16 protein-coding genes, 2 pseudogenes and 1 riboswitch are annotated in these 18835 nt (G+C 45.4%); of the genes and pseudogenes, 15 read left to right on the plus strand and 3 right to left on the minus strand.

The features are described 5' to 3' along the window. The first annotated feature begins 35 nt into the window (after nt 1–35). The 4 genes and pseudogenes from mnmA to ABFV83_RS00680 form a co-directional block, all read left to right on the plus strand. Complete coding sequence (gene mnmA / locus ABFV83_RS00665; protein ID WP_349946919.1) at nt 36–1115, plus strand: tRNA 2-thiouridine(34) synthase MnmA; 1080 nt, start codon at nt 36–38, stop codon at nt 1113–1115. Next, nucleotides 1112–2251: an N-acetylmuramoyl-L-alanine amidase gene (locus ABFV83_RS00670; protein WP_349946921.1), complete on the plus strand. Its 1140-nt coding sequence runs from the start codon at nt 1112–1114 to the stop codon at nt 2249–2251. The genes mnmA and ABFV83_RS00670 overlap by 4 nt, the downstream gene beginning before the upstream one ends. 136 nt (nt 2252–2387) lie before the next feature. Then, nucleotides 2388–3275 (plus strand): patatin-like phospholipase family protein, encoded by an 888-nt coding sequence (locus ABFV83_RS00675; RefSeq protein ID WP_349946923.1) that lies wholly within the window; start codon nt 2388–2390, stop codon nt 3273–3275. A gap of 48 nt (nt 3276–3323) precedes the next feature. After that, nucleotides 3324–3443 (plus strand): annotated as a pseudogene (locus ABFV83_RS00680) (GNAT family N-acetyltransferase); the annotation flags it as partial. 83 nt (nt 3444–3526) lie between these two features. Here the strand turns inward: ABFV83_RS00680 and ABFV83_RS00685 are convergent. Then, nucleotides 3527–4753 carry an argininosuccinate synthase gene (locus tag ABFV83_RS00685; protein WP_349946924.1) on the minus strand — a complete coding sequence of 409 codons (1227 nt, stop codon included), beginning with the start codon at nt 4751–4753 and terminating at the stop codon, nt 3527–3529. A gap of 273 nt (nt 4754–5026) precedes the next feature. Here ABFV83_RS00685 and argC point away from each other — a divergent pair, with 273 nt between their 5' ends. From argC to ABFV83_RS00725, 8 genes and pseudogenes are all read left to right on the plus strand, one after another. Further along, nucleotides 5027–6067 carry an N-acetyl-gamma-glutamyl-phosphate reductase gene (gene argC, locus ABFV83_RS00690; RefSeq protein WP_349946926.1) on the plus strand — a complete coding sequence of 347 codons (1041 nt, stop codon included), beginning with the start codon at nt 5027–5029 and terminating at the stop codon, nt 6065–6067. 38 nt (nt 6068–6105) lie between these two features. Beyond that, a pseudogene (locus ABFV83_RS00695) lies at nt 6106–6476 on the plus strand (GNAT family N-acetyltransferase). 47 nt (nt 6477–6523) lie between these two features. After that, nucleotides 6524–7747, plus strand: coding sequence for a bifunctional glutamate N-acetyltransferase/amino-acid acetyltransferase ArgJ (argJ, locus tag ABFV83_RS00700; protein WP_349946927.1), 1224 nt, complete (start codon nt 6524–6526; stop codon nt 7745–7747). A gap of 110 nt (nt 7748–7857) precedes the next feature. Next, entirely contained in the window at nt 7858–8748 is an 891-nt protein-coding gene (gene argB, locus ABFV83_RS00705; RefSeq protein WP_349948841.1) for an acetylglutamate kinase, read from the plus strand. Then, nucleotides 8738–9937 (plus strand): aspartate aminotransferase family protein, encoded by a 1200-nt coding sequence (locus ABFV83_RS00710; RefSeq protein WP_349946928.1) that lies wholly within the window; start codon nt 8738–8740, stop codon nt 9935–9937. The genes argB and ABFV83_RS00710 overlap by 11 nt, the downstream gene beginning before the upstream one ends. A gap of 188 nt (nt 9938–10125) precedes the next feature. After that, nucleotides 10126–12273: a methyl-accepting chemotaxis protein gene (locus tag ABFV83_RS00715; protein ID WP_349946930.1), complete on the plus strand. Its 2148-nt coding sequence runs from the start codon at nt 10126–10128 to the stop codon at nt 12271–12273. Between the two features lie 510 nt (nt 12274–12783). Next, entirely contained in the window at nt 12784–13722 is a 939-nt protein-coding gene (locus tag ABFV83_RS00720) for a nucleoside hydrolase (protein ID WP_349946931.1), read from the plus strand. 82 nt (nt 13723–13804) lie between these two features. Further along, nucleotides 13805–14692, plus strand: coding sequence for a ribokinase (locus ABFV83_RS00725; RefSeq protein ID WP_349946933.1), 888 nt, complete (start codon nt 13805–13807; stop codon nt 14690–14692). 57 nt (nt 14693–14749) lie between these two features. Here ABFV83_RS00725 and ABFV83_RS00730 read toward each other — a convergent pair whose 3' ends face one another. After that, nucleotides 14750–15289 carry an ECF transporter S component gene (locus tag ABFV83_RS00730; RefSeq protein ID WP_349946935.1) on the minus strand — a complete coding sequence of 180 codons (540 nt, stop codon included), beginning with the start codon at nt 15287–15289 and terminating at the stop codon, nt 14750–14752. A gap of 368 nt (nt 15290–15657) precedes the next feature. On the opposite strand from ABFV83_RS00730, the gene ABFV83_RS00735 reads away from it, so the two are divergent. Together ABFV83_RS00735 and ABFV83_RS00740 are read left to right on the plus strand one after the other, a co-directional pair. Next, on the plus strand, nt 15658–16290 hold the full coding sequence (locus ABFV83_RS00735) for a cyclodeaminase/cyclohydrolase family protein (RefSeq protein ID WP_349946937.1): 633 nt from the start codon (nt 15658–15660) through the stop codon (nt 16288–16290). A 14-nt stretch (nt 16291–16304) separates the two neighbouring features. Then, nucleotides 16305–17141: a bifunctional 5,10-methylenetetrahydrofolate dehydrogenase/5,10-methenyltetrahydrofolate cyclohydrolase gene (locus ABFV83_RS00740; protein ID WP_349946939.1), complete on the plus strand. Its 837-nt coding sequence runs from the start codon at nt 16305–16307 to the stop codon at nt 17139–17141. A gap of 97 nt (nt 17142–17238) precedes the next feature. Here ABFV83_RS00740 and thiT read toward each other — a convergent pair whose 3' ends face one another. Further along, nucleotides 17239–17910, minus strand: a complete 672-nt coding sequence (gene thiT, locus ABFV83_RS00745; protein WP_349946940.1) for an energy-coupled thiamine transporter ThiT — start codon at nt 17908–17910, stop codon at nt 17239–17241. A 26-nt stretch (nt 17911–17936) separates the two neighbouring features. Beyond that, nucleotides 17937–18035: riboswitch (TPP riboswitch) on the minus strand. 328 nt (nt 18036–18363) lie between these two features. Between thiT and ABFV83_RS00750 the strand changes: the two genes are divergently transcribed. Then, nucleotides 18364–18789 (plus strand): DMT family transporter, encoded by a 426-nt coding sequence (locus ABFV83_RS00750; protein ID WP_349946942.1) that lies wholly within the window; start codon nt 18364–18366, stop codon nt 18787–18789. Nucleotides 18790–18835: the final 46 nt, after the last annotated feature.

Consider the following 18835-nt stretch of genomic DNA (forward strand, 5'->3'; position numbering starts at 1 on the left):
TTGCTTATCCGGCCAGAAAGTGGAAACATAAAGCTATGAGCAAAGGGAAAGTAGTAGTAGGAATGTCGGGAGGCGTAGATTCTTCTGTAGCGGCGTGGCTCCTTAAGGAACAGGGATATGAAGTCATAGGTGTCACCATGCAGATATGGCAGGATGAGGATACCGGGACCCAGGAGGAAAACGGAGGCTGCTGCGGTTTAAGTGCCGTAGATGATGCCAGACGGGTTGCCTGGGACCTGGGGATTCCTTATTATGTTATGAATTTTAAAGAAGAATTCAAATCCCAGGTCATTGATTATTTTGTAGGAGAATATCAGAAAGGGCGTACGCCCAATCCATGCATTGCCTGCAACCGTTATGTCAAGTGGGAGTCTCTTTTAAAGCGCAGCCTGGATATAGGAGCAGATTATATTGCCACAGGCCATTATGCCCAGATTGATAAGCTCCCTAACGGAAGATATGCATTAAAAAAGTCCGTGACAGCGGCAAAGGATCAGACGTATGCTCTTTACAATCTGACACAGCACCAGCTATCCCACACCCTGATGCCGGTGGGGGCCTATTCAAAGGACCAGATCCGCGAGATCGCGGACAGGATCAACTTAATGGTTGCCCATAAGCCGGACAGTCAGGAAATCTGCTTTATTCCGGATAATGATTATGCAGGATTCATTGAAGAAAGTGCAGGGGAAAAAGCGCCGGAGGGTAATTTTGTGGATGTTTCCGGTCTGGTGATCGGCCGGCACAAGGGAATTACCCATTACACGGTAGGCCAGAGAAAGGGGCTGGGCCTATCCATGGGCCACCCGGTTTTTGTGGTGGAGATACGGCCTGAGACCAATGAAGTGGTGATCGGAACTGGGGATGATGTATATGACTATACCTTGCGGGCCAACCACATTAACTGGATGGCAGTTCCCGGGCTTCATGGAGAAAGCATGCGGGTATCGGCAAAGATCCGCTACAGCCATAAGGGTGCCATGTGTACCATAGAGGAAGTGGAGGATGGTGTGATAGAATGTAAGTTTGACGAACCTCAGCGGGCTATCACTCCGGGACAGGCCGTGGTGTTTTATGATGGAGATTATGTTGTAGGAGGAGGAACCATACTTTGAAGAATTTAAGAAAAGGCCGCGGGTGGCTGTTATTGGCCTCAATCCTTCTTTGTACACTTATGCTTGCAGGCTGTGCCAGGAAATATGAAGCTGTAAAAGCACCGGCCCTGGAAGAAGCTCAGGGCGGTTTAGGTCAGGAGGAGGGAGAGGAGACATCTCCCGTATCCATTGCAGAGGATAAAACTGAAGAAACTGAGAGCGGAAAATCAGCGGAGACAAGCTCCCATGAAGCCGCTGTGACGATGGAGACAGCTCCTGCCTTTGAGGCGGCCGATGAGACCGTTTATGTTACCGGCTCCCAGGTGAATGTAAGAAAATTCCCGTCTGCCGGCGGAGAAATCATGGACAAGCTTGATAAGGGTGCCGCCCTTAAACGGACCGGATACAGCGAAAGCTGGAGCCGGGTTATTTACAAAGACAAGGAATGCTACATTTCCTCCCGGTATGTGTCAAAAGATAAACCGGTGCAGGAGACGGCAGGCACTGCTCCATCTGTTTCCGGAAACGGGGCAGGAAAGATCATTGCCATCGACCCAGGCCATCAGGCAAAGGGCAATTCCGAAAAGGAGCCCATTGGGCCAGGCGCTTCTGAGATGAAGGCAAAGGTGGCTTCCGGAACTCAGGGAACGGCAACCGGTATCCCGGAATACCAGCTCACTCTTGCGGTTTCTTTAAAATTAAAGCAGGAGCTTATAAACAGGGGCTATAAAGTCTACATGATCCGGGAAACCAATGATGTGAACATCAGCAATGCAGAACGCGCCCAGATGGCGGATAAAAGCGGAGCGGATATCTTTGTCCGTGTCCATGCCAATTCCTTAAATGACAGCAGCGTTCATGGTGCCCTTACCATGTGCCAGACGGCTAAGAATCCTTACAATGGGACCCTGTACAGCAAAAGCAAATCTCTTTCCAAGGCTGTTGTGGATGGAATCTGCAATCAGACCGGATTTAAGAATAGGGGAGTGCAGGAGACGGATTCCATGAGCGGTATCAACTGGTGTAATATACCGGTGACCATTGTGGAAATGGGCTTCATGAGCAACGCGGATGAGGATAAGAAGATGGCTGCCGAGGAATGCCGGGACAAGATCGTAAAAGGGATTGCCGACGGAATTGATGCGTATTATAAATGAGATGAAAGAAGAACAGTTGTTTTGAGCCTGACTCAAAACAACTGTTTTTCTTTGCTTTTGCCAGGCCAGGCATAAATGAAACAGAAATGGCATAGATTTTCCTGAAATGCGGCTGAAACGCAAGGAGAATGGAATCATGGCAGATTATGGACTGGCGATGGCAGGTGGCGGAACCAGGGGGGCAGCCCATGTGGGAGTATTATCTGCGCTGGAAGAAGCAGGACTTCTTCCTGACAAGGTAGCGGGGGCCAGTGCCGGAAGCATTGCCGCCGGGCTTTATGCAGCAGGCATGACAACAGGGGATATGCGGGAAACGGTGCGGTGGCTGGCAAAACACGGCAGAAGCCTGATTGATCCGGATATTTTGGGAATTGCATTATTTCTTCCTCAGTTCCTGCTGGGCAGGGAGACAACGCTTCAGGGACTTATAAAGGGGAACCGGCTTCAGCGTTTTCTCTGCGATTTAACAGATGGGATGGAGATACAGGGAAACTGCAAGAGCCTGCTGGTTCCGGCTGTGGATATTAACAGCGGGGATACAGTTGCATTTACCAACCTGTTTCAAGCTGAAATTCCCCATTCTGCATTAAGGCAGGAGCATGTGAAATGGGAGCGGAGCGGATTCCTTTGTGATATCATGATGGCAAGTTCCTCAGTACCTGCCGTATTCCGGCCAAGACAGATGAACGGCTTTCTGCTGGTGGATGGAGGAGTGACCAACAACCTTCCTGTGGACCTTTTGATCGCGGCAGGAGAAGCAAGAGTGATTGCGGTGGACATTGGAGAAGAATATGAAATGCCTCATGATCATTCCATCATTGAGACCGCCTTCCATTCCTTTTCTATTATGAGCAGGGAACTTAAGGACTGCCGTTCCAGGGGTGAGATCCTTTTGCTAAAGCCGCCCATGCCCAGAGGGGCAGGGCTTTTGACCTTTGAATGCATGGAAAAATGTATGGAAAGCGGTTACATTTATACAAAAAAAATGATGCCAAGGATCAGGCGGGCACTGGAAAAAAAGTAGAATTCATAGTATGCTGTTATTAACAGATTACGTTTGGGAGGAAGAGAAATGGAATTATCATTCAGATACGCCGAAAGAAAGGATACGGCTCTTATATTGAAATTCATAAAGGAACTGGCAGAATACGAAAACATGCTTCATGAGGTGGTGGCTACGGAGGAACTGCTGGCGGATTAATTTTGGATCTTTGCCTTATGGACATAAATGAAGGACGTACATGGAAAATATATCTGTGTACGTCCTTTTTTCACTTATTTATTTGTGTTTTCGATTTCCTGCATCTTCATAGCTCTTACCTTTAACGGAAGTCCGAACAGAGTGATAAAGCCTTCCGCATCATGGTGGTCATATAAATCGCCTGTTGTAAAGGAAGCCAGGGACTCGCTGTACAAGGAGTAAGGGGAGATTGTTCCTGCCTTAATGATATTTCCCTTATAAAGCTTTAACTTCACTTCTCCGGTCACATACTTCTGTGTGGATTCCACAAATGCCTGAACTGCTTCACGCAGGGGAGTAAACCATTTTCCCTCATAAACGATCTGTGCAAACTTATTGCCCATATCCTTCTTCACTTCCATGGTAGCACGGTCTAATACCAGTTCCTCTAACTGCTGATGAGCCTCAAGGAGGATGGTTCCGCCGGGAGTTTCATAAACGCCGCGGGATTTCATTCCAACAACCCTGTTTTCCACGATATCCACGATGCCGATGCCGTGCTTGCCACCCAGCTCATTTAACTTGGTAATGATATCAGAAACCTTCATCTTTTCCCCATTTACGCTGGTAGGAATGCCCTTTTCAAAGGTCATGGTCACATATTCCCCTTCATCCGGAGCCTTTTCCGGGGATACGCCCAATACTAATAAATGGTCATAATTTGGCTCGTTTGCCGGGTCTTCCAGCTCCAGGCCCTCATGGCTGATATGCCATAAGTTACGGTCACGGCTGTAGCTGTTGTCAGCGGAGAAGGGAAGGTCGATACCGTGCTGCCTGCAGTATTCGATTTCATCTTCCCGGGACTGCATGGTCCATACATCGGTCATACGCCATGGGGCAATGATCTTTAAATCAGGGGCCAGAGCCTTGATTCCCAGTTCAAAACGGATCTGGTCGTTTCCTTTACCCGTAGCGCCGTGGCAGATGGCGGTAGCGCCTTCTTTCCTTGCGATCTCCACCAGTCTCTTTGCAATGGCAGGACGGGCCATGGAGGTTCCTAATAAGTACTTGTTTTCATAAACTGCATTAGCCAGCACGCATGGAACGATGTAATTGTCGCAGAAGTCATCGACCAGATTTTCAATATATAATTTGGAAGCGCCGGATAATTTGGCTCTTTCCTCCAAACCGTCTAATTCATTTCCCTGGCCGCAGTCGATACAGCAGCAGATTACTTCATAATCAAAATTTTCCTTTAACCACGGAATAATGGCTGTGGTATCAAGACCACCGGAATAAGCTAAAATAACTTTCTCTTTCATTTATAGTTCCTCCTGGATTTTTATTGGATTTTTTTCATTGAACTTTCATAAATATACAACAAAACCATGAATAATGCAAGAGTAAAATAAAAAATATAAAAAAAACTTGCATAATATACGTTATCAATGTATAATTATGAATCATCAATAATTGAAAAACCTGGAAGGGCCTTCTTTTCAGCAGAAGAGCTTGTATAAATAAGGTATAAAGTGCCAAAAACCATCAAAAGTGAAAAACAGACTACCTATGAAAAAATATAAGGAGAGATGATTATGATTAAGGCAGGAATAATAGGGTCTACCGGATATGCAGGCGGCGAGCTTGTAAGACTTTTGCTTCAGAGAGATGATGTAGAGATCATATGGTACGGATCCAAAAGTTATGTGGATCAGAAATACGCTTCTATTTATCAAAACATGTTTCAGATTGTGGACGATTCCTGCCTGGATGACAATGTGGAGGCCCTGGCAGAAATAGCAGATGTGATCTTTACGGCAACGCCCCAGGGCTTTTGTGCTTCTCTTATGAATGACAATATATTAACGAAAACAAAAGTCATTGACTTAAGCGCTGATTACAGGATCAAGGATGTGGCTGTCTATGAAGAATGGTATAAGATGGAGCACAAGACGCCTCAGTTTATAAAGGAAGCGGTCTACGGGCTTCCGGAAATCAACCGGGAGAAAATTAAAAATGCCAGACTTATCGCCAACCCGGGGTGTTATCCTACCTGCTCTGCCTTATCCATATATCCTCTGGTAAAGGAAGGGCTCATTGATCCCAACACCATTATCATTGACGCCAAGTCCGGTACCTCCGGCGCTGGAAGAGGAGCCAAGACGGATCATTTATACTGTGAGGTCAATGAAAATATCAAGGCTTACGGCGTAGGCGTTCACAGGCACACGCCGGAAATCGAGGAACAGCTGTCTTACGGGGCAGGCCGTCCGGTTACCATAAGCTTTACACCCCATCTGGTGCCCATGAACCGGGGCATTCTCATAACGGCTTATGCGGCTCTTACCAGGCCTGTCTCTTATGAGGAAGTAAAGGCAGCCTATGATAAATATTATGCAGACGAATATTTTGTCAGGGTACTTAAAAAGGATGTGGTTCCTCAGACCAAATGGGTGGAAGGAAGCAATTTTGTAGATGTGAATTTCAAAATTGATCCAAGGACCAACCGGATGGTCATGATGGGGGCCATGGATAACCTGGTAAAAGGAGCCGCAGGGCAGGCGGTGCAAAATATGAATATCCTGTTTGGATTGCCGGAAAACAAGGGGCTTAAACTTATTCCCCTGTTCCCGTAAGACTGCAAATGAATGCTTAAATAAAGGAAAATAATATGATGATTCGTGGTATGACATTAGAGGATTACGACCAGGTCTATGAACTGTGGTCAGGCATTAGAGGCTTTGGAATCCGCGCCGAAGACGATTCCAGGGAAGGTGTGGAACGGTTTATCAGAAGAAATCCAGGAACCTGTGTGGTGGCAAAAGAGAATGGAAGGATCATTGGATCCGTTCTCTGCGGCCATGATGGGCGGCGGGGCTGCATGTATCACGTGTGCGTTGCAGAAGGATACCGGCAGCAGGGAGTTGGAAATCCAATGCCATAGGCAATGAATTCTGGAAAAAGAGCGGCTGGGTATTCCGGAAAGACATTCATTACTACGAATTCAGCTTAAATGAAAATAATATCGTAAAGTTTGTTGAATAACCAGGAGGAAATGAGAATGAATTTAAAAAGAATGGAGGAAGATTGATATGAAGCATACAGACGGCGGAGTAACGGCGGCAAAAGGATTTAAGGCGGCAGCCACGGCGGCGGGAATTAAATATAAAGACAGAAAAGACATGGCAATGATTTACAGTGAAGTACCTTGTAAGGCAGCGGCAACCTTTACCACCAATCTAGTGAAAGCAGCTCCTGTAAAATGGGATAAGGTGATTGTGGATAATTCCCCTTACGCCCAGGCAGTGGTTATCAATGCGGGAATTGCCAATGCATGCACCGGAGAGGAAGGGCTTCGTTACTGTATGGAAACGGCAGAAGCAGCGGCGGAGAGCCTTTCCATCTCTGTTAGTTCCGTGCTGGTGGCGTCCACCGGAGTGATCGGCAAACAGCTTCCCATGGACCGCATTGTGGCTGGCGTAAAAGCCATGGCTCCGGCCCTTGACGGCAGCCAGGAAAGCGGTACGGCTGCAGCCATGGCAATTATGACCACGGATACCGTCAAAAAGGAAGTTGCAGTTCAATTTGAAGCAGGAGGAAAGACCATCACCATGGGCGGCATGTGCAAGGGCTCCGGCATGATCCATCCCGACATGTGCACCATGTTAAGCTTTGTTACCACAGATGCGGCTATTTCCAAAGAGCTTTTGCAGGAAGCCTTAAGAGAGGATATCAAGGACACCTACAACATGATTTCCGTGGATGGGGATACCTCCACCAATGACACGGTGCTTCTCCTGGCAAACGGTATGGCAGGAAATGAAGAGATCCAGACGAAGAATAAAGATTATGAGGCATTTTGCAAGGCACTCAATTTCATTAATGAAGCCCTGGCAAAGAAGATGGCAGGTGACGGAGAAGGCTGTACCGCATTGTTTGAAGTGAAAATCGTCGGGGCAGAAACAAAGGAACAGGCTGTGACCCTTTCAAAGTCCGTCATTACCTCAAGCCTTACCAAGGCCGCTATTTTCGGCCATGACGCTAACTGGGGCCGGATCCTTTGCGCCATGGGCTATTCAGGCGCCATGTTTGACCCTGAAAAGGTGGATCTGTATTTTGAAAGCGCAGCAGGGAAGTTAAAAATCATTGAAAACGGTGTAGCCCTTCCCTACAGCGAAGAGGAAGCCACAAAGATTTTATCAGAGCCGGAAGTGACTGCAACAGCGGATATTAAAATGGGAGAGGCGGCCGCAACTGCCTGGGGCTGCGACCTGACCTTTGATTATGTGAAGATCAATGCGGACTACCGCTCATAAGACGAATGGGTATACTTCTATGCCCAAAGAGCATGGGCAGGAAATACCTTACAGGTATCCCTTTATGCCATAAAACAGGCAAAAAAGAGGAAAGGAGAAATCATATGGAACTGGATCACAGCATTATGGAAAAAGCGGAGGTGCTGATCGAGGCCCTTCCTTACATACAGCGTTTCAACCGCAAAACCATTGTGGTAAAATACGGCGGAAGCGCCATGGTGGATGAAGAACTGAAAAAGCAGGTCATCCAGGATGTAGTGCTTTTAAAGCTGGTCGGTTTTAAGCCTATCATCGTCCATGGTGGTGGAAAGGAAATCAGCAAGTGGGTGGAAAAGTCGGGAATGGAGCCACATTTTGTCAATGGCCTGCGGGTAACCGATGAACCTACCATGGAGATCGCAGAGATGGTGCTTAACCGGGTCAACAAAAGTCTGGTGCAGATGGTCAATGAGCTGGGGGTAAAAGCCGTGGGAATCAGCGGAAAAGATGGCATGATGCTAAAATGCCGGAAGCGCTATTCAAACGGAGAAGACATTGGATTTGTGGGAGATATTACAGATGTGGATCCCCAAATCATATATGATTTACTGGAAAAGGATTTTCTTCCCATCATCTGCCCTGTGGGCTTTGACGGGAATTATGAGACCTACAATATCAACGCCGATGACGCGGCCTGCGCCATTGCCACGGCCATGGAAGCAGAGAAGCTGGCTTTTTTGACGGATGTTGAGGGCGTTTATAAGGATTTTCAGGATAAGGAATCCCTTATCTCGGAAATGTCCATGGAAGAGGCCCAGGAATTTGTGGAAAGCGGGATGCTGGGAGGAGGAATGCTCCCCAAGCTTCAGAACTGCATTGATGCCATGAAGCAGGGAGTATCCAGGGTACATATCATGGATGGACGGATTCCTCACTGCCTGCTTTTGGAAATATTTACGAACAGGGGAATCGGTACAGCTATTATAAGTGCGGGAGAGGAGCGGTTTTATCATGCCAAGTAAGCAGGAATACATTGAGAAAGCGGAGTCAGAGCTTTATAAGACCTATAACCGTTTTCCGGTTGTTTTTGACCATGGGGACGGTGTCCGCCTTTATGACACGGATGGAGTGGAATATCTGGATTTTGGAGCCGGGATCGCAGTAATGGGTCTGGGCTATAATGACCCGGAATTTAATGAAGCATTAAAGGCACAGGTGGATAAGCTTCTTCATACCTCCAATTTATTTTATAATGTCCCGGCTGTGGAGGCGGGAGAGCTGATCTTAAAGGCATCTGGCATGGATAAGGTGTTTTTTACCAACAGCGGGACCGAAGCGGTGGAAGGTGCTTTAAAGATAGCAAGAAGATATGCTTACAATAAAGATGGCGGCCATGACCACGAAATAATTGCCATGAAACACTCGTTCCACGGCAGGAGCTTTGGTGCTCTTTCCGTAACAGGCAATGACCATTACCAGGAACCGTTTAAGCCTTTGCTTCCGGGAATCAAATTCGCTGATTTCAATGATCTGGACAGTGTGAAGGAACTGGTGAATCATAAGACCTGCGCCATAATCATGGAAACGGTCCAGGGAGAGGGGGGCATCTATCCGGCAAGGAAGGAATTTTTAAAGGGTGTAAGAGCGCTTTGTGATGACCATGATATGCTGCTGATCCTGGATGAGATCCAGTGCGGAATGGGACGGACCGGTGAGATGTTCGCCTGGCAGAAATACGGCGTAAAGCCGGATGTGATGACCGTGGCAAAGGCTTTGGGAAACGGTGTTCCTGTGGGAGCGTTCCTGGCAGCAGGAAAGGCCGGGGCAGCCATGTCTCCAGGTGATCATGGGACCACCTACGGCGGAAATCCCTTTGTAACGGCGGCAGTATTTAAGGTGTTGGAACTGTTTGAAAAGCGGAAGATCGTAGACCATGTAAAAGAGATGGGAGAGTATCTTGCAAAAAAACTTGATTTTCTGGGGGACCGGTATCATATCATAACCGACCGGAGAGGCACAGGGCTGATCCAGGGCCTGGAGTTTTCGGTGCCGGTGGCTTCCATTGTGAGTCAGGCTCTGACAGAGCAAAAGCTGGTACTCATCAGTGCCGGGGCCAATGTTATCCGCTTTGTTCCTCCGCTGGTCATTGAAAAAGAACATGTGGATGAAATGGTAAAGAAGCTGGAAGAAATATTGAAGCGCCATTCTTAACATTTTTGCCAGATTTGTCGAAATATATATAAATAGCACGAGAGGTGTTATGAATAAAAAGTAAAATGATGTATTTTTACTAAGAGAATTTGCTTTTTTTATCATAATCCTTATTCTTGCCAGCGGAATCGCTATATTGGTCCTGATATTTGTTATCGAAAGAAAAGATAACCAAAGGAAGAAACATAATGTGGCTTTCAAAGAAGAGAAATAAGGAAGCAGATTTAAAAGGGAAATTACTTTTAAATAATGGAGGGACAAATATGGCAAAAGAAAAACAAAAGTCAATTAAGAACAAGATACCTTTTATAAACAGTATACAATTTAAACTCATTTTAAGATCAGATGGTTTAGTTTGTATTGGTTTGGCGATTATCCTGGTGATGTTGGCAGTAAAAATCGGCGATAAAGCATTCACAGACTTTAAAGAAAATGCAAATAATCAATTAGGCATTGTTGAAAACTATATTAATGATTTTTATAATAAGCTGGATGACAATATTAATATGATTGCAACAGATCCTGCAATTATTAAAGCAGATGATACAATAACCAGTTATAAGAATTCTAAAACAAAAACTAATATGACACCTTCTAAGAACGGAGGCATTGAACAGGAGATTTTTGAAGTATTTAATCATTATGCTAAAAATCATCCGGAAACAATATATGTTTATGCCGCAACGGAAAGTGGAGGATATGTTGTATGGCCGGAAAGCAGTATTAATAAAGAATATGATCCTACCACAAGAGAATGGTATCAAGATGCAATAAAAGCAGATGGCAAAATAATAAGAACTTCTCCATATATTGATACTGCAACTAATTCTTTAATTACCAGTAATGCGAAAACATTAACCAATAGTCAGGGAAAAGTGATTGGTACAATTGGAATAGACGTTTCACAATCCGTTATTAGTGAAATGTTAAGTAAAATGAAAATGGGTAAAACGGGATTTTCTATGATTGTACATAATTCCGGAATTATTATGGCAGATGGTAATAATGCAAATAATAATTTTAAAAAACTTGATGAAACAGGTATTAATGGAATAGAAAAAATCCTTACTGATAAAGATTTGAAAATAAACATTGATAATCAAGTATATGTAGGCTTGACGAGAAAAGTTGAAGGCACAGATTGGATATTGGCATCTTTTATGTCGGAAAAGGAATTAAAGGAAAGTTCTAAAAATGTTATGACATCAGTAGTTTTGATTGGAATTTGTATACTCATAGCAGTAGTTTTACTTATGAGCTTAAGTATAAGAGACATTATTGTTCCATTAAAGAAACTTACAGTTATTGTTGATGATCTCTCACAAGGAAACCTTGATACTGAAATTAACATTAAATCAAAGAACGAAATAGGCAGCTTAGCGCGATCGATGGAAGTTTTGACTACAAGGCTAAAGACTTATATCGTATATATAAATGAAATATCCGAATTGTTAGCTCAGATCGGCGACGGAAACTTAAATTTAAGTTTCACCCAAGCATATGATGGAGACTTCGCGAAAATTAAGGAAGCACTGCTGCAGGCAACAAATAAGCTAAATAATACACTATTAGAGTGTAACTCCGCTGCAGACCAGGTTTCTAATGGTTCGAATCAGGTATCCTTAGGCGCACAATTGCTTGCAGAAGGAACAACGGAACAAGCAAGCAGCACGGAAGAGCTTTCTGCAACAATCACTGAAATTTCACAGCAAATCAAGCGTAATGCCGGAAACGCGCAACTTGCAAACACCGAAGCCATATCTGCAGGTGAGGAAGTTAAAAATAGTAATGGTCAAATGCAAACAATGATCGCTGCAATGAATGATATTAATAATAAATCTGCTGAAATCAGTAAAATTATCAAGACAATTGAAGAGATTGCATTCCAAACAAATATCCTGGCACTTAATGCTGCTGTTGAAGCTGCACGTGCTGGTGAGGCTGGAAAAGGATTTGCTGTTGTGGCCAGTGAAGTTAGAAACCTGGCACAAAAATCAGATGAAGCAGCAAAAAATACTACAATGCTTATTGAAGAAACAATACACGCCGTGGAAAACGGCGCCAATATAGCTGACAGCACTGCACAATCAATGGGAAATGTTGTTGAAAGTTTCGATAAGATGATTGGTCTTATCAATGAAATCGCACAAGCATCCAATGAGCAGGCATTTGCTGTTTCACAAGTGACTGCAGGTATTGATGAAATCGCCACTGTTGTTCAGACAAACAGTGCAAGTGCCGAAGAAAGTGCTGCAGCAAGCGAAGAACTTAATGGTCAGGCACAATTATTGAAAGATTATATTGGTCAATTTAAGTTAAAAGGGCTTAATTTCTAGCATTAGCTTTCATGTTTATACCGGAGCTTTCGGAAGAATTTCCAAAGGCTCCGGCTTTTTGTGGGATGTATAAAACAGAGATTGATCATGGACTGAATAATAGGAAAAGAGATGAAGCTTAAAGAAGATGGCGGATTAGATATGCTCATTATGGACGAGGCTGCGGCTTCCTTGCTGGATAGATAAAACAGAGGAAGGGCAGAATGAATCCGACATGAGCATCCGCAATAAGCTCTCTTTTTATGGTCCTAGTTCCATTTTTGAAAGAGATCTTTTACAACTGGTGCATTACCGAGAGGTTTGTTATAATACTGATTATACTGGTCTGGTTTGTATTTTATAAAACAGTATGGGGTCTTCGCTTAAGGGCAGCAGGCCAGTTTCCCATGGAGGCACCCACACCATCCTGACTGCGGACGGATGTCTGGTGTTTGGATTAACGGATTCCATAGGAGTCAGGCTACAGGCTTACGGAGTGCCTTGGCAAAAACTTAAAAAGGAGAAGGATCAATGGAAAAACAAAAGGTCATCCTGGACTGTGATCCGGGACATGATGATGCGGTAAACATATTACTTGCAGGAAGAAACAGCGGGCTTGAGGTGCTGGGCATTACAGTGGTGGCAGGAAACCAGTCCCTTGAAAAGACTACAAGAAATGCCTTAAATATCTGCCAGTACTTAGGGCTGGATATCCCGGTCTATGCCGGCTGCGGACAGCCCATGATCCGGGATAAGCAGCTCCTTGCAGGGGATATCCATGGAGAAAGCGGACTGGACGGTCCTGTTTTTGAACCCTTAAGGAGAAAGGAAGAGGCGGAACATGGGGTCCTGTTTCTCGTCCGTACGCTGATGGAATCAGAAGGTGACATTATCCTGGTGCCGACTGGGCCTCTCACCAATATTGCCATGGCCATGAGAATGGAGCCTCGTATTATACCAAAGATAAAAAGAATTGTCCTCATGGGAGGCAGCTATCAGATGGGGAATGTGACTCCGGCTGCTGAATTTAATATCATAGCCGATGCAGATGCAGCCCATGTGGTATTTACCAGCGGCCGTCCCATTACCATGGTAGGACTTGATGTGACCAGGAAGGTGCTCTGTTATCCCCAGATCGTAAAACGAATGAAAGAGACCGGTACCCCGGCGGCCCGTCTGTTTGCAGATCTGATGGGACATTTCAATAAGAGCCAGAAGGAAGTGTTTGGCTGGGAAGGCGGGCCTCTCCATGACCCGGTGACCATTGCATCAATGATTGATCCAAAGCTCCTTGTGACAAAACCCATGTATGCGGAAGTGGATATCAGAAGCGTACAAAGCTACGGAAGGACCAATTGTGACTTCTTTGGTTACAGTCACAGAGAAGCCAATGTGGATGTGGCGGTGGATATTGATGTGGAGCGTTTCTGGGATCTGATCGAGGCGGGAATCCGGGCCTACGGTTCATGAGGTGGATGATGGGATTGCGGTATTTGAACCGAAATTGATGATAAGAAGAAGTACCATGGGGAAGCGGACAGGAGTGAAGTATATGAAAATATTGAATTTTGGTTCTCTGAATATTGATTACGTTTACCAGGTGGATCATTTTGTCAGAGAGGGAGAAACCATATCCTCGGATTCTTTGGAGGTATTTTGCGGAGGAAAAGGCTTAAATCAGTCTCTGGCACTGAGTAAAAGCGGAGTCAAGGTCTGGCATGCCGGAGCAGTTGGGGAGCAGGACGGCGAAATATTGACCCGGCAGCTGGAGCAGTTTGGCATAGACACAAGGAATATTAAGCGAGTAAAGAATAAAACAGGCCATGCCATAATACAAAAGAATCCGGAAGGACAAAATGGCATTCTTTTGTATGGCGGAGCGAATCAGGAAGTAACAAAGGATCAGGTGGACTGTGTTTTAAATGAGTTTGGGGAAGGTGATTTTCTTATCCTTCAAAATGAAATCAACGAAGTTGGATATATTATGGAGCAGGCATATGGCAAAGGAATGAGAATTGTTTTGAATCCCTCTCCCATGAACCGTAAAATATGGAGCTATCCTCTTCATAATGTGGAGTTTTTTATATTGAATGAGATAGAAGCCGGGGATATCTGTCAAAGGTCCGGAAGCGTAAGAGAACTCCTGGGTCAGCTGTCTGAAAAATTCCCGGGCGCAAAGATTCTTTTGACCCTGGGGCAGGATGGATCGTTATACAAAGACGGTGATCAGGTGTTTGAGCAGAAAATCTATCCGGTACAGGTGGTTGATACGACCGGGGCAGGAGATACCTTTACCGGCTATTTTATAGGCGGACTTGCTCTGGGAGAATCTCCCGTACAGGCATTGGATCATGCGGCAAAGGCAGCCTCCATTGCAGTATCCAGAGCCGGCGCTGCGCCTTCTATTCCTACAAGGGATGAAGTTTTAAATGGTTATTGAAGTCAAAAGCAAAAAAGGAAGCCCTCTGGAAAACGGATCCAAGGGCTTTCTTTTCTGTTATGAAGCTGTCTCTTTATTCAGGTCCCGGATCTCCCGAACCCGCAGCAGAACAGGAAGCAAGGCTCCCGCTGCAATCAAACTGAACAGATTCTGCACCAGATTGAACGGAATATTAGAAATGGCAGCCGGTAAGCTGTATACTGCAAGTTCAAATACGAAATACCCTCCTGTGACTACTGCGCTGCATACCAATCCGGCAGCCAGAAAAGACAGTGGCCGGAAGCTGCCCGTCCGTCCACCGGAAGGCAGATGTCTGTACAAATATCCTCCTGAAAATGCCGCCAATGCTTTAATGATCAGGGTAGCCGGCGCATAAAAAGCGTAGCCGGACAGTAAATCCGCCATCATGGAGCCGATTCCTCCTGCGGCCGCACCGGCCATTGGCCCTAAGAGCATGCCGCTTAGCAATACCATCCCGTCCCCCAGATGAATATACCCGCTGAATGCAGACGGTATATGTATAACCATAGTAGCTGCAGTGGTAAGGGCTGCCATCAAAGCGCTGAAAACGATTTTTTTCGTTCTGTTGTTGTTCATATTTTCTCCTTTCTCGCAGATCATTTTATATTTTTGTTAAACCTATCATATGGAAAAACTGGCATTTTATAAATATCCAATTTGATTAAAATTATACATGCCAGTTTTGCTGCGGCCCATTCGTAGGATCCAGGTGTCGACTGGAAACGATGGTAAGAGCAGAGATGGGGCGTCTATATGGAAAAATCGGGCGGAAGACACCATGAATATATTTTCACCCATAGCAGCAAAATACGGAGATATAAGGCTGTAATCAGAGCTTGACGAGTTTTCCTTAAAACGCCTTTCAATATAAACTTGTATTTTTAAGGAAACCCTTATATAATAATGGAAAATAAAAATACGGTTGGAAAGGCGGATCAATAGTTATGATACAAGACTTTACAATTCACACATTCCTTGAAAAATTATCCTCAAAAAGCCCAACGCCGGGCGGCGGCGGGGCGGCAGGCCTTGGCGGCGCCATAGGGACAGCTTTGGGGGAAATGGTGGTGAACTTAACCCTTGGCAAAAAGCGGTATGCCGATGTGGAAGAAGAAATGCAGTCATTCCTTGAAAAGCTGGAAGCTTTAAAAAGTGAATTTTTAAGACTTGCGGATGAAGACGAAGTTGTATTTGTCCCCTTGGCGGCTGCATACGGCCTTCCAGCCGGTACGGAGGAAGAAAAAAAGCATAAAGCGGAAGTCCTTGAAACACATTTACTGGCTGCTACCCTGGTTCCTCTCATGGTCATGGAGCGGTCCCTTGAAACCCTTGATATCCTGGAGATTCTGGCAGAAAAGGGAAGCCGTCTGGCTGTCAGTGACGTAGGTGTTGGTGTGCAGTTCCTGCGTTCTGCGCTGTTGGGAGCAAAGATGAATGTTTCCATCAATACAAAATCCATGAAGCAGCGGGAAAAGGCTTTACAGCTTCAGGAACGGGCGGATAAGCTGGCAGAGGATGGAACCGGAAAGGCAGACGCCATTTATGCAAAAGTGGAAGCTGCATTAAAGGCAGAATAAGGAGGAAAACAGACATGATAACCTTAAAGGGCGCAGCTGTGTCTGCAAAAATCAAGGAACAGGTGGAAGAGCTTTTAAGCGGCTTAAAAGGAAGGACTCCAAAGCTTGCCATTGTTCGGGTGGGAGAACGTCCCGACGACTTATCCTATGAGCGGGGAGCCTTAAAGAAAATGGAAAGCTTTGGCCTTAAAGGGGAAAGCTTTCCATTTTCCCAGGACATAACCGATGAAGCGTTTAAGGAAGAGTTTGCAAAAATCAACGATGATCCGGACATTGACGGCATACTTCTTCTGCGCCCTCTGCCAAAGCAGATAAAGGAAAAAGACATTGAGCACATGATCCATCCGGAAAAGGATTTAGACGGCATATCTCCTGAAAATATCGCCAAAGTATTTGCTGGAGACGATACGGGATTTGCACCATGTACGGCAGAGGCAGTTGTGGAGGTATTAAAGGCCAATGATATCCCTTTGACCGGAAAGCGGGTAGCCATCATGGGCAGAAGCATGGTAGTAGGGCGTCCCTTATCCATGCTGATGCTAAAGGAAAATGCAACGGTCACCATCTGCCACACCCGCACAGAAGACTTAAAGGAAACCTGCAAAAATGCCCAGATCCTTGTAGCTGCCGCAGGCCAGGCCAGGATGGTGGATGCCTCTTATGTAGGAAAGGATGCCGTGGTGGTGGATGTTGGGATCAATGTGGATGAAAATGGGAAGCTTTGCGGTGATGTGGATTTTGATTCTTTAGAAGGCACCGCCTCCATGGCAACTCCTGTACCAGGAGGTGTGGGGGCTGTGACAACAGCTGTTTTGGCCAGGCACCTGGTGTTAGCTGCTCTTAAAAGATAGAATATGGAAAACTGATAAGACGGTATTGTAAAAATGAAACAAGCGGCATGGGAGCTTTCTGCTCCTTTCATGCCGCTTGTTTTTTATGAAAGCCTTCTTACCCATTTACGGCCTGCCGCTTCACCTGGCCAATGGCTCCCAGCACGGGAGGGAAATACAGGATTACAACGGTAAGGATCAGTTCCGGCAGGATATAGGTAGCATTATAGCCCAGGGTATAAGCAATTGGATTCATGCCTTCCGGCGTATAGGAAGCAAAGAATATATAGCCTGAAATCACATGGCACAGGTAACGGCCGGCGACACCCACCACATATCCGGTCACAAGGCCGTGCTTTTTATTGCTTAACAGCCCGGAAAGCCCCAAAGCGCCAAAGGCTAAGGGATAATCAAGGAGAACCTGGAGGGGAGCAAATATATAGGGTCCTGTTATTAACTGCAGCATCCCGTAGGCAACCCCGGTCATGACCCCGGCCCTTACGCCGTAAACATAGCCGATCAGGCAGATGAACAGCATGGAAAACAGGGTGATGGAGCCGCCAAAAGGAAGAGAAACAATTTTCATAAAGGAAGTTACCATTGCAAGCGCCATGGCGCCGGCGCAGTAAACCATCTGACGGGTCTGCAGCTTTTGAGATTTGGAAGATGATCTGCCCAGAAGATGCAGGGTGAAAAAAATTGCGGCAAACAGAATGATCACCAGCAGGTATCCGGCCGGCTTTAATAAGTACTCTTCGTTTTCCGCAGAGTAAGTTAGAAAAAATGACATAAAAAATCCTCCTTTGTGTGCGCAGGAGGGGACTACTGTTGCTTCCTTACGCCGGCATTATCCGGTTCAAGTAGTGAGGGTTCGGTTTCTACCAATCTCAGCCAAAGGCTCCCCTAGCGTGTGTGATTTATATAATTTTGCTGTGAGTATAGCGCAAAACTACAGGCTTGTCAAGCCATATAAAATTATACTGCGGTATGGATCTGGCATTTATCGTTTGACGGATTAAACGTATTTTTGAAAGGTGGATAATTATGCCATCAGGTGCTTCCCTATGTCTGATTTGTAACCAAATTGTAATTCAGTATAAAAATGCAAATAAAGTACAACCTAGTTAAAGAAATAAGGTTGAAAGAATTGTGTCTCTCAGCCTTGAGTCTGTGAATCAAGTGGATATGCGGGCGTATTCATTTGATTCATTCTATACAAATTGAAGATACGGAGGTTGTTTTAATGACAGGCTTTATTATAGCTCTTATATCCGGAGCACTTATGAGCATACAGGGGGTTTTTAATACGGGAGTGACCAAACAGACCAGTATGTGGGTATCTACGGGCTGGGTACAGCTTACGGCATTTTTGACCTGCATTATCCTGTGGTATTTCTCCGGCAGGGAGAACATTTCAGGCCTTTTTGACGTACAGCCCAAGTACTTATTGATTGGCGGCGTTATGGGTGCATTCATCACCTATACGGTAGTGAGGAGCATGGGAACTCTGGGGCCGGCCAAGGCGGCTCTGATTATCGTAATTTCCCAGATCATTGTGGCCTACGCTATCGAGCTGTTTGGCTTGTTCGGCGTTGAAAAGGTAGGATTTGAATGGAAAAAGCTGATCGGTGCTGTTGTTGCCATCATCGGAATCATGATATTTAATTAATTTGGAAATAGTGCTTGTATTTACCTATTTCTTTAGGTAGAATAGT

Source organism: Lacrimispora sp. BS-2 (genome assembly GCF_040207125.1).
Lineage (GTDB): Bacteria > Bacillota > Clostridia > Lachnospirales > Lachnospiraceae > Lacrimispora.

What these genes read in the sequence shown, in the direction of transcription:
- thiT (WP_349946940.1), bottom strand. Translation starts at nt 17,910, where the DNA reads ATGTCATTTTTTCTAACTTACTCTGCGGAAAACGAAGAGTACTTATTA.
- argJ (WP_349946927.1), top strand. Translation starts at nt 6,524, where the DNA reads ATGAAGCATACAGACGGCGGAGTAACGGCGGCAAAAGGATTTAAGGCG.
- ABFV83_RS00740 (WP_349946939.1), top strand. Translation starts at nt 16,305, where the DNA reads ATGATAACCTTAAAGGGCGCAGCTGTGTCTGCAAAAATCAAGGAACAG.
- argC (WP_349946926.1), top strand. Translation starts at nt 5,027, where the DNA reads ATGATTAAGGCAGGAATAATAGGGTCTACCGGATATGCAGGCGGCGAG.
- ABFV83_RS00720 (WP_349946931.1), top strand. Translation starts at nt 12,784, where the DNA reads ATGGAAAAACAAAAGGTCATCCTGGACTGTGATCCGGGACATGATGAT.
- ABFV83_RS00730 (WP_349946935.1), bottom strand. Translation starts at nt 15,289, where the DNA reads ATGAACAACAACAGAACGAAAAAAATCGTTTTCAGCGCTTTGATGGCA.
- ABFV83_RS00710 (WP_349946928.1), top strand. Translation starts at nt 8,738, where the DNA reads ATGCCAAGTAAGCAGGAATACATTGAGAAAGCGGAGTCAGAGCTTTAT.
- ABFV83_RS00725 (WP_349946933.1), top strand. Translation starts at nt 13,805, where the DNA reads ATGAAAATATTGAATTTTGGTTCTCTGAATATTGATTACGTTTACCAG.
- ABFV83_RS00675 (WP_349946923.1), top strand. Translation starts at nt 2,388, where the DNA reads ATGGCAGATTATGGACTGGCGATGGCAGGTGGCGGAACCAGGGGGGCA.
- mnmA (WP_349946919.1), top strand. Translation starts at nt 36, where the DNA reads ATGAGCAAAGGGAAAGTAGTAGTAGGAATGTCGGGAGGCGTAGATTCT.
- ABFV83_RS00750 (WP_349946942.1), top strand. Translation starts at nt 18,364, where the DNA reads ATGACAGGCTTTATTATAGCTCTTATATCCGGAGCACTTATGAGCATA.
- ABFV83_RS00685 (WP_349946924.1), bottom strand. Translation starts at nt 4,753, where the DNA reads ATGAAAGAGAAAGTTATTTTAGCTTATTCCGGTGGTCTTGATACCACA.
- ABFV83_RS00735 (WP_349946937.1), top strand. Translation starts at nt 15,658, where the DNA reads ATGATACAAGACTTTACAATTCACACATTCCTTGAAAAATTATCCTCA.
- ABFV83_RS00715 (WP_349946930.1), top strand. Translation starts at nt 10,126, where the DNA reads ATGTGGCTTTCAAAGAAGAGAAATAAGGAAGCAGATTTAAAAGGGAAA.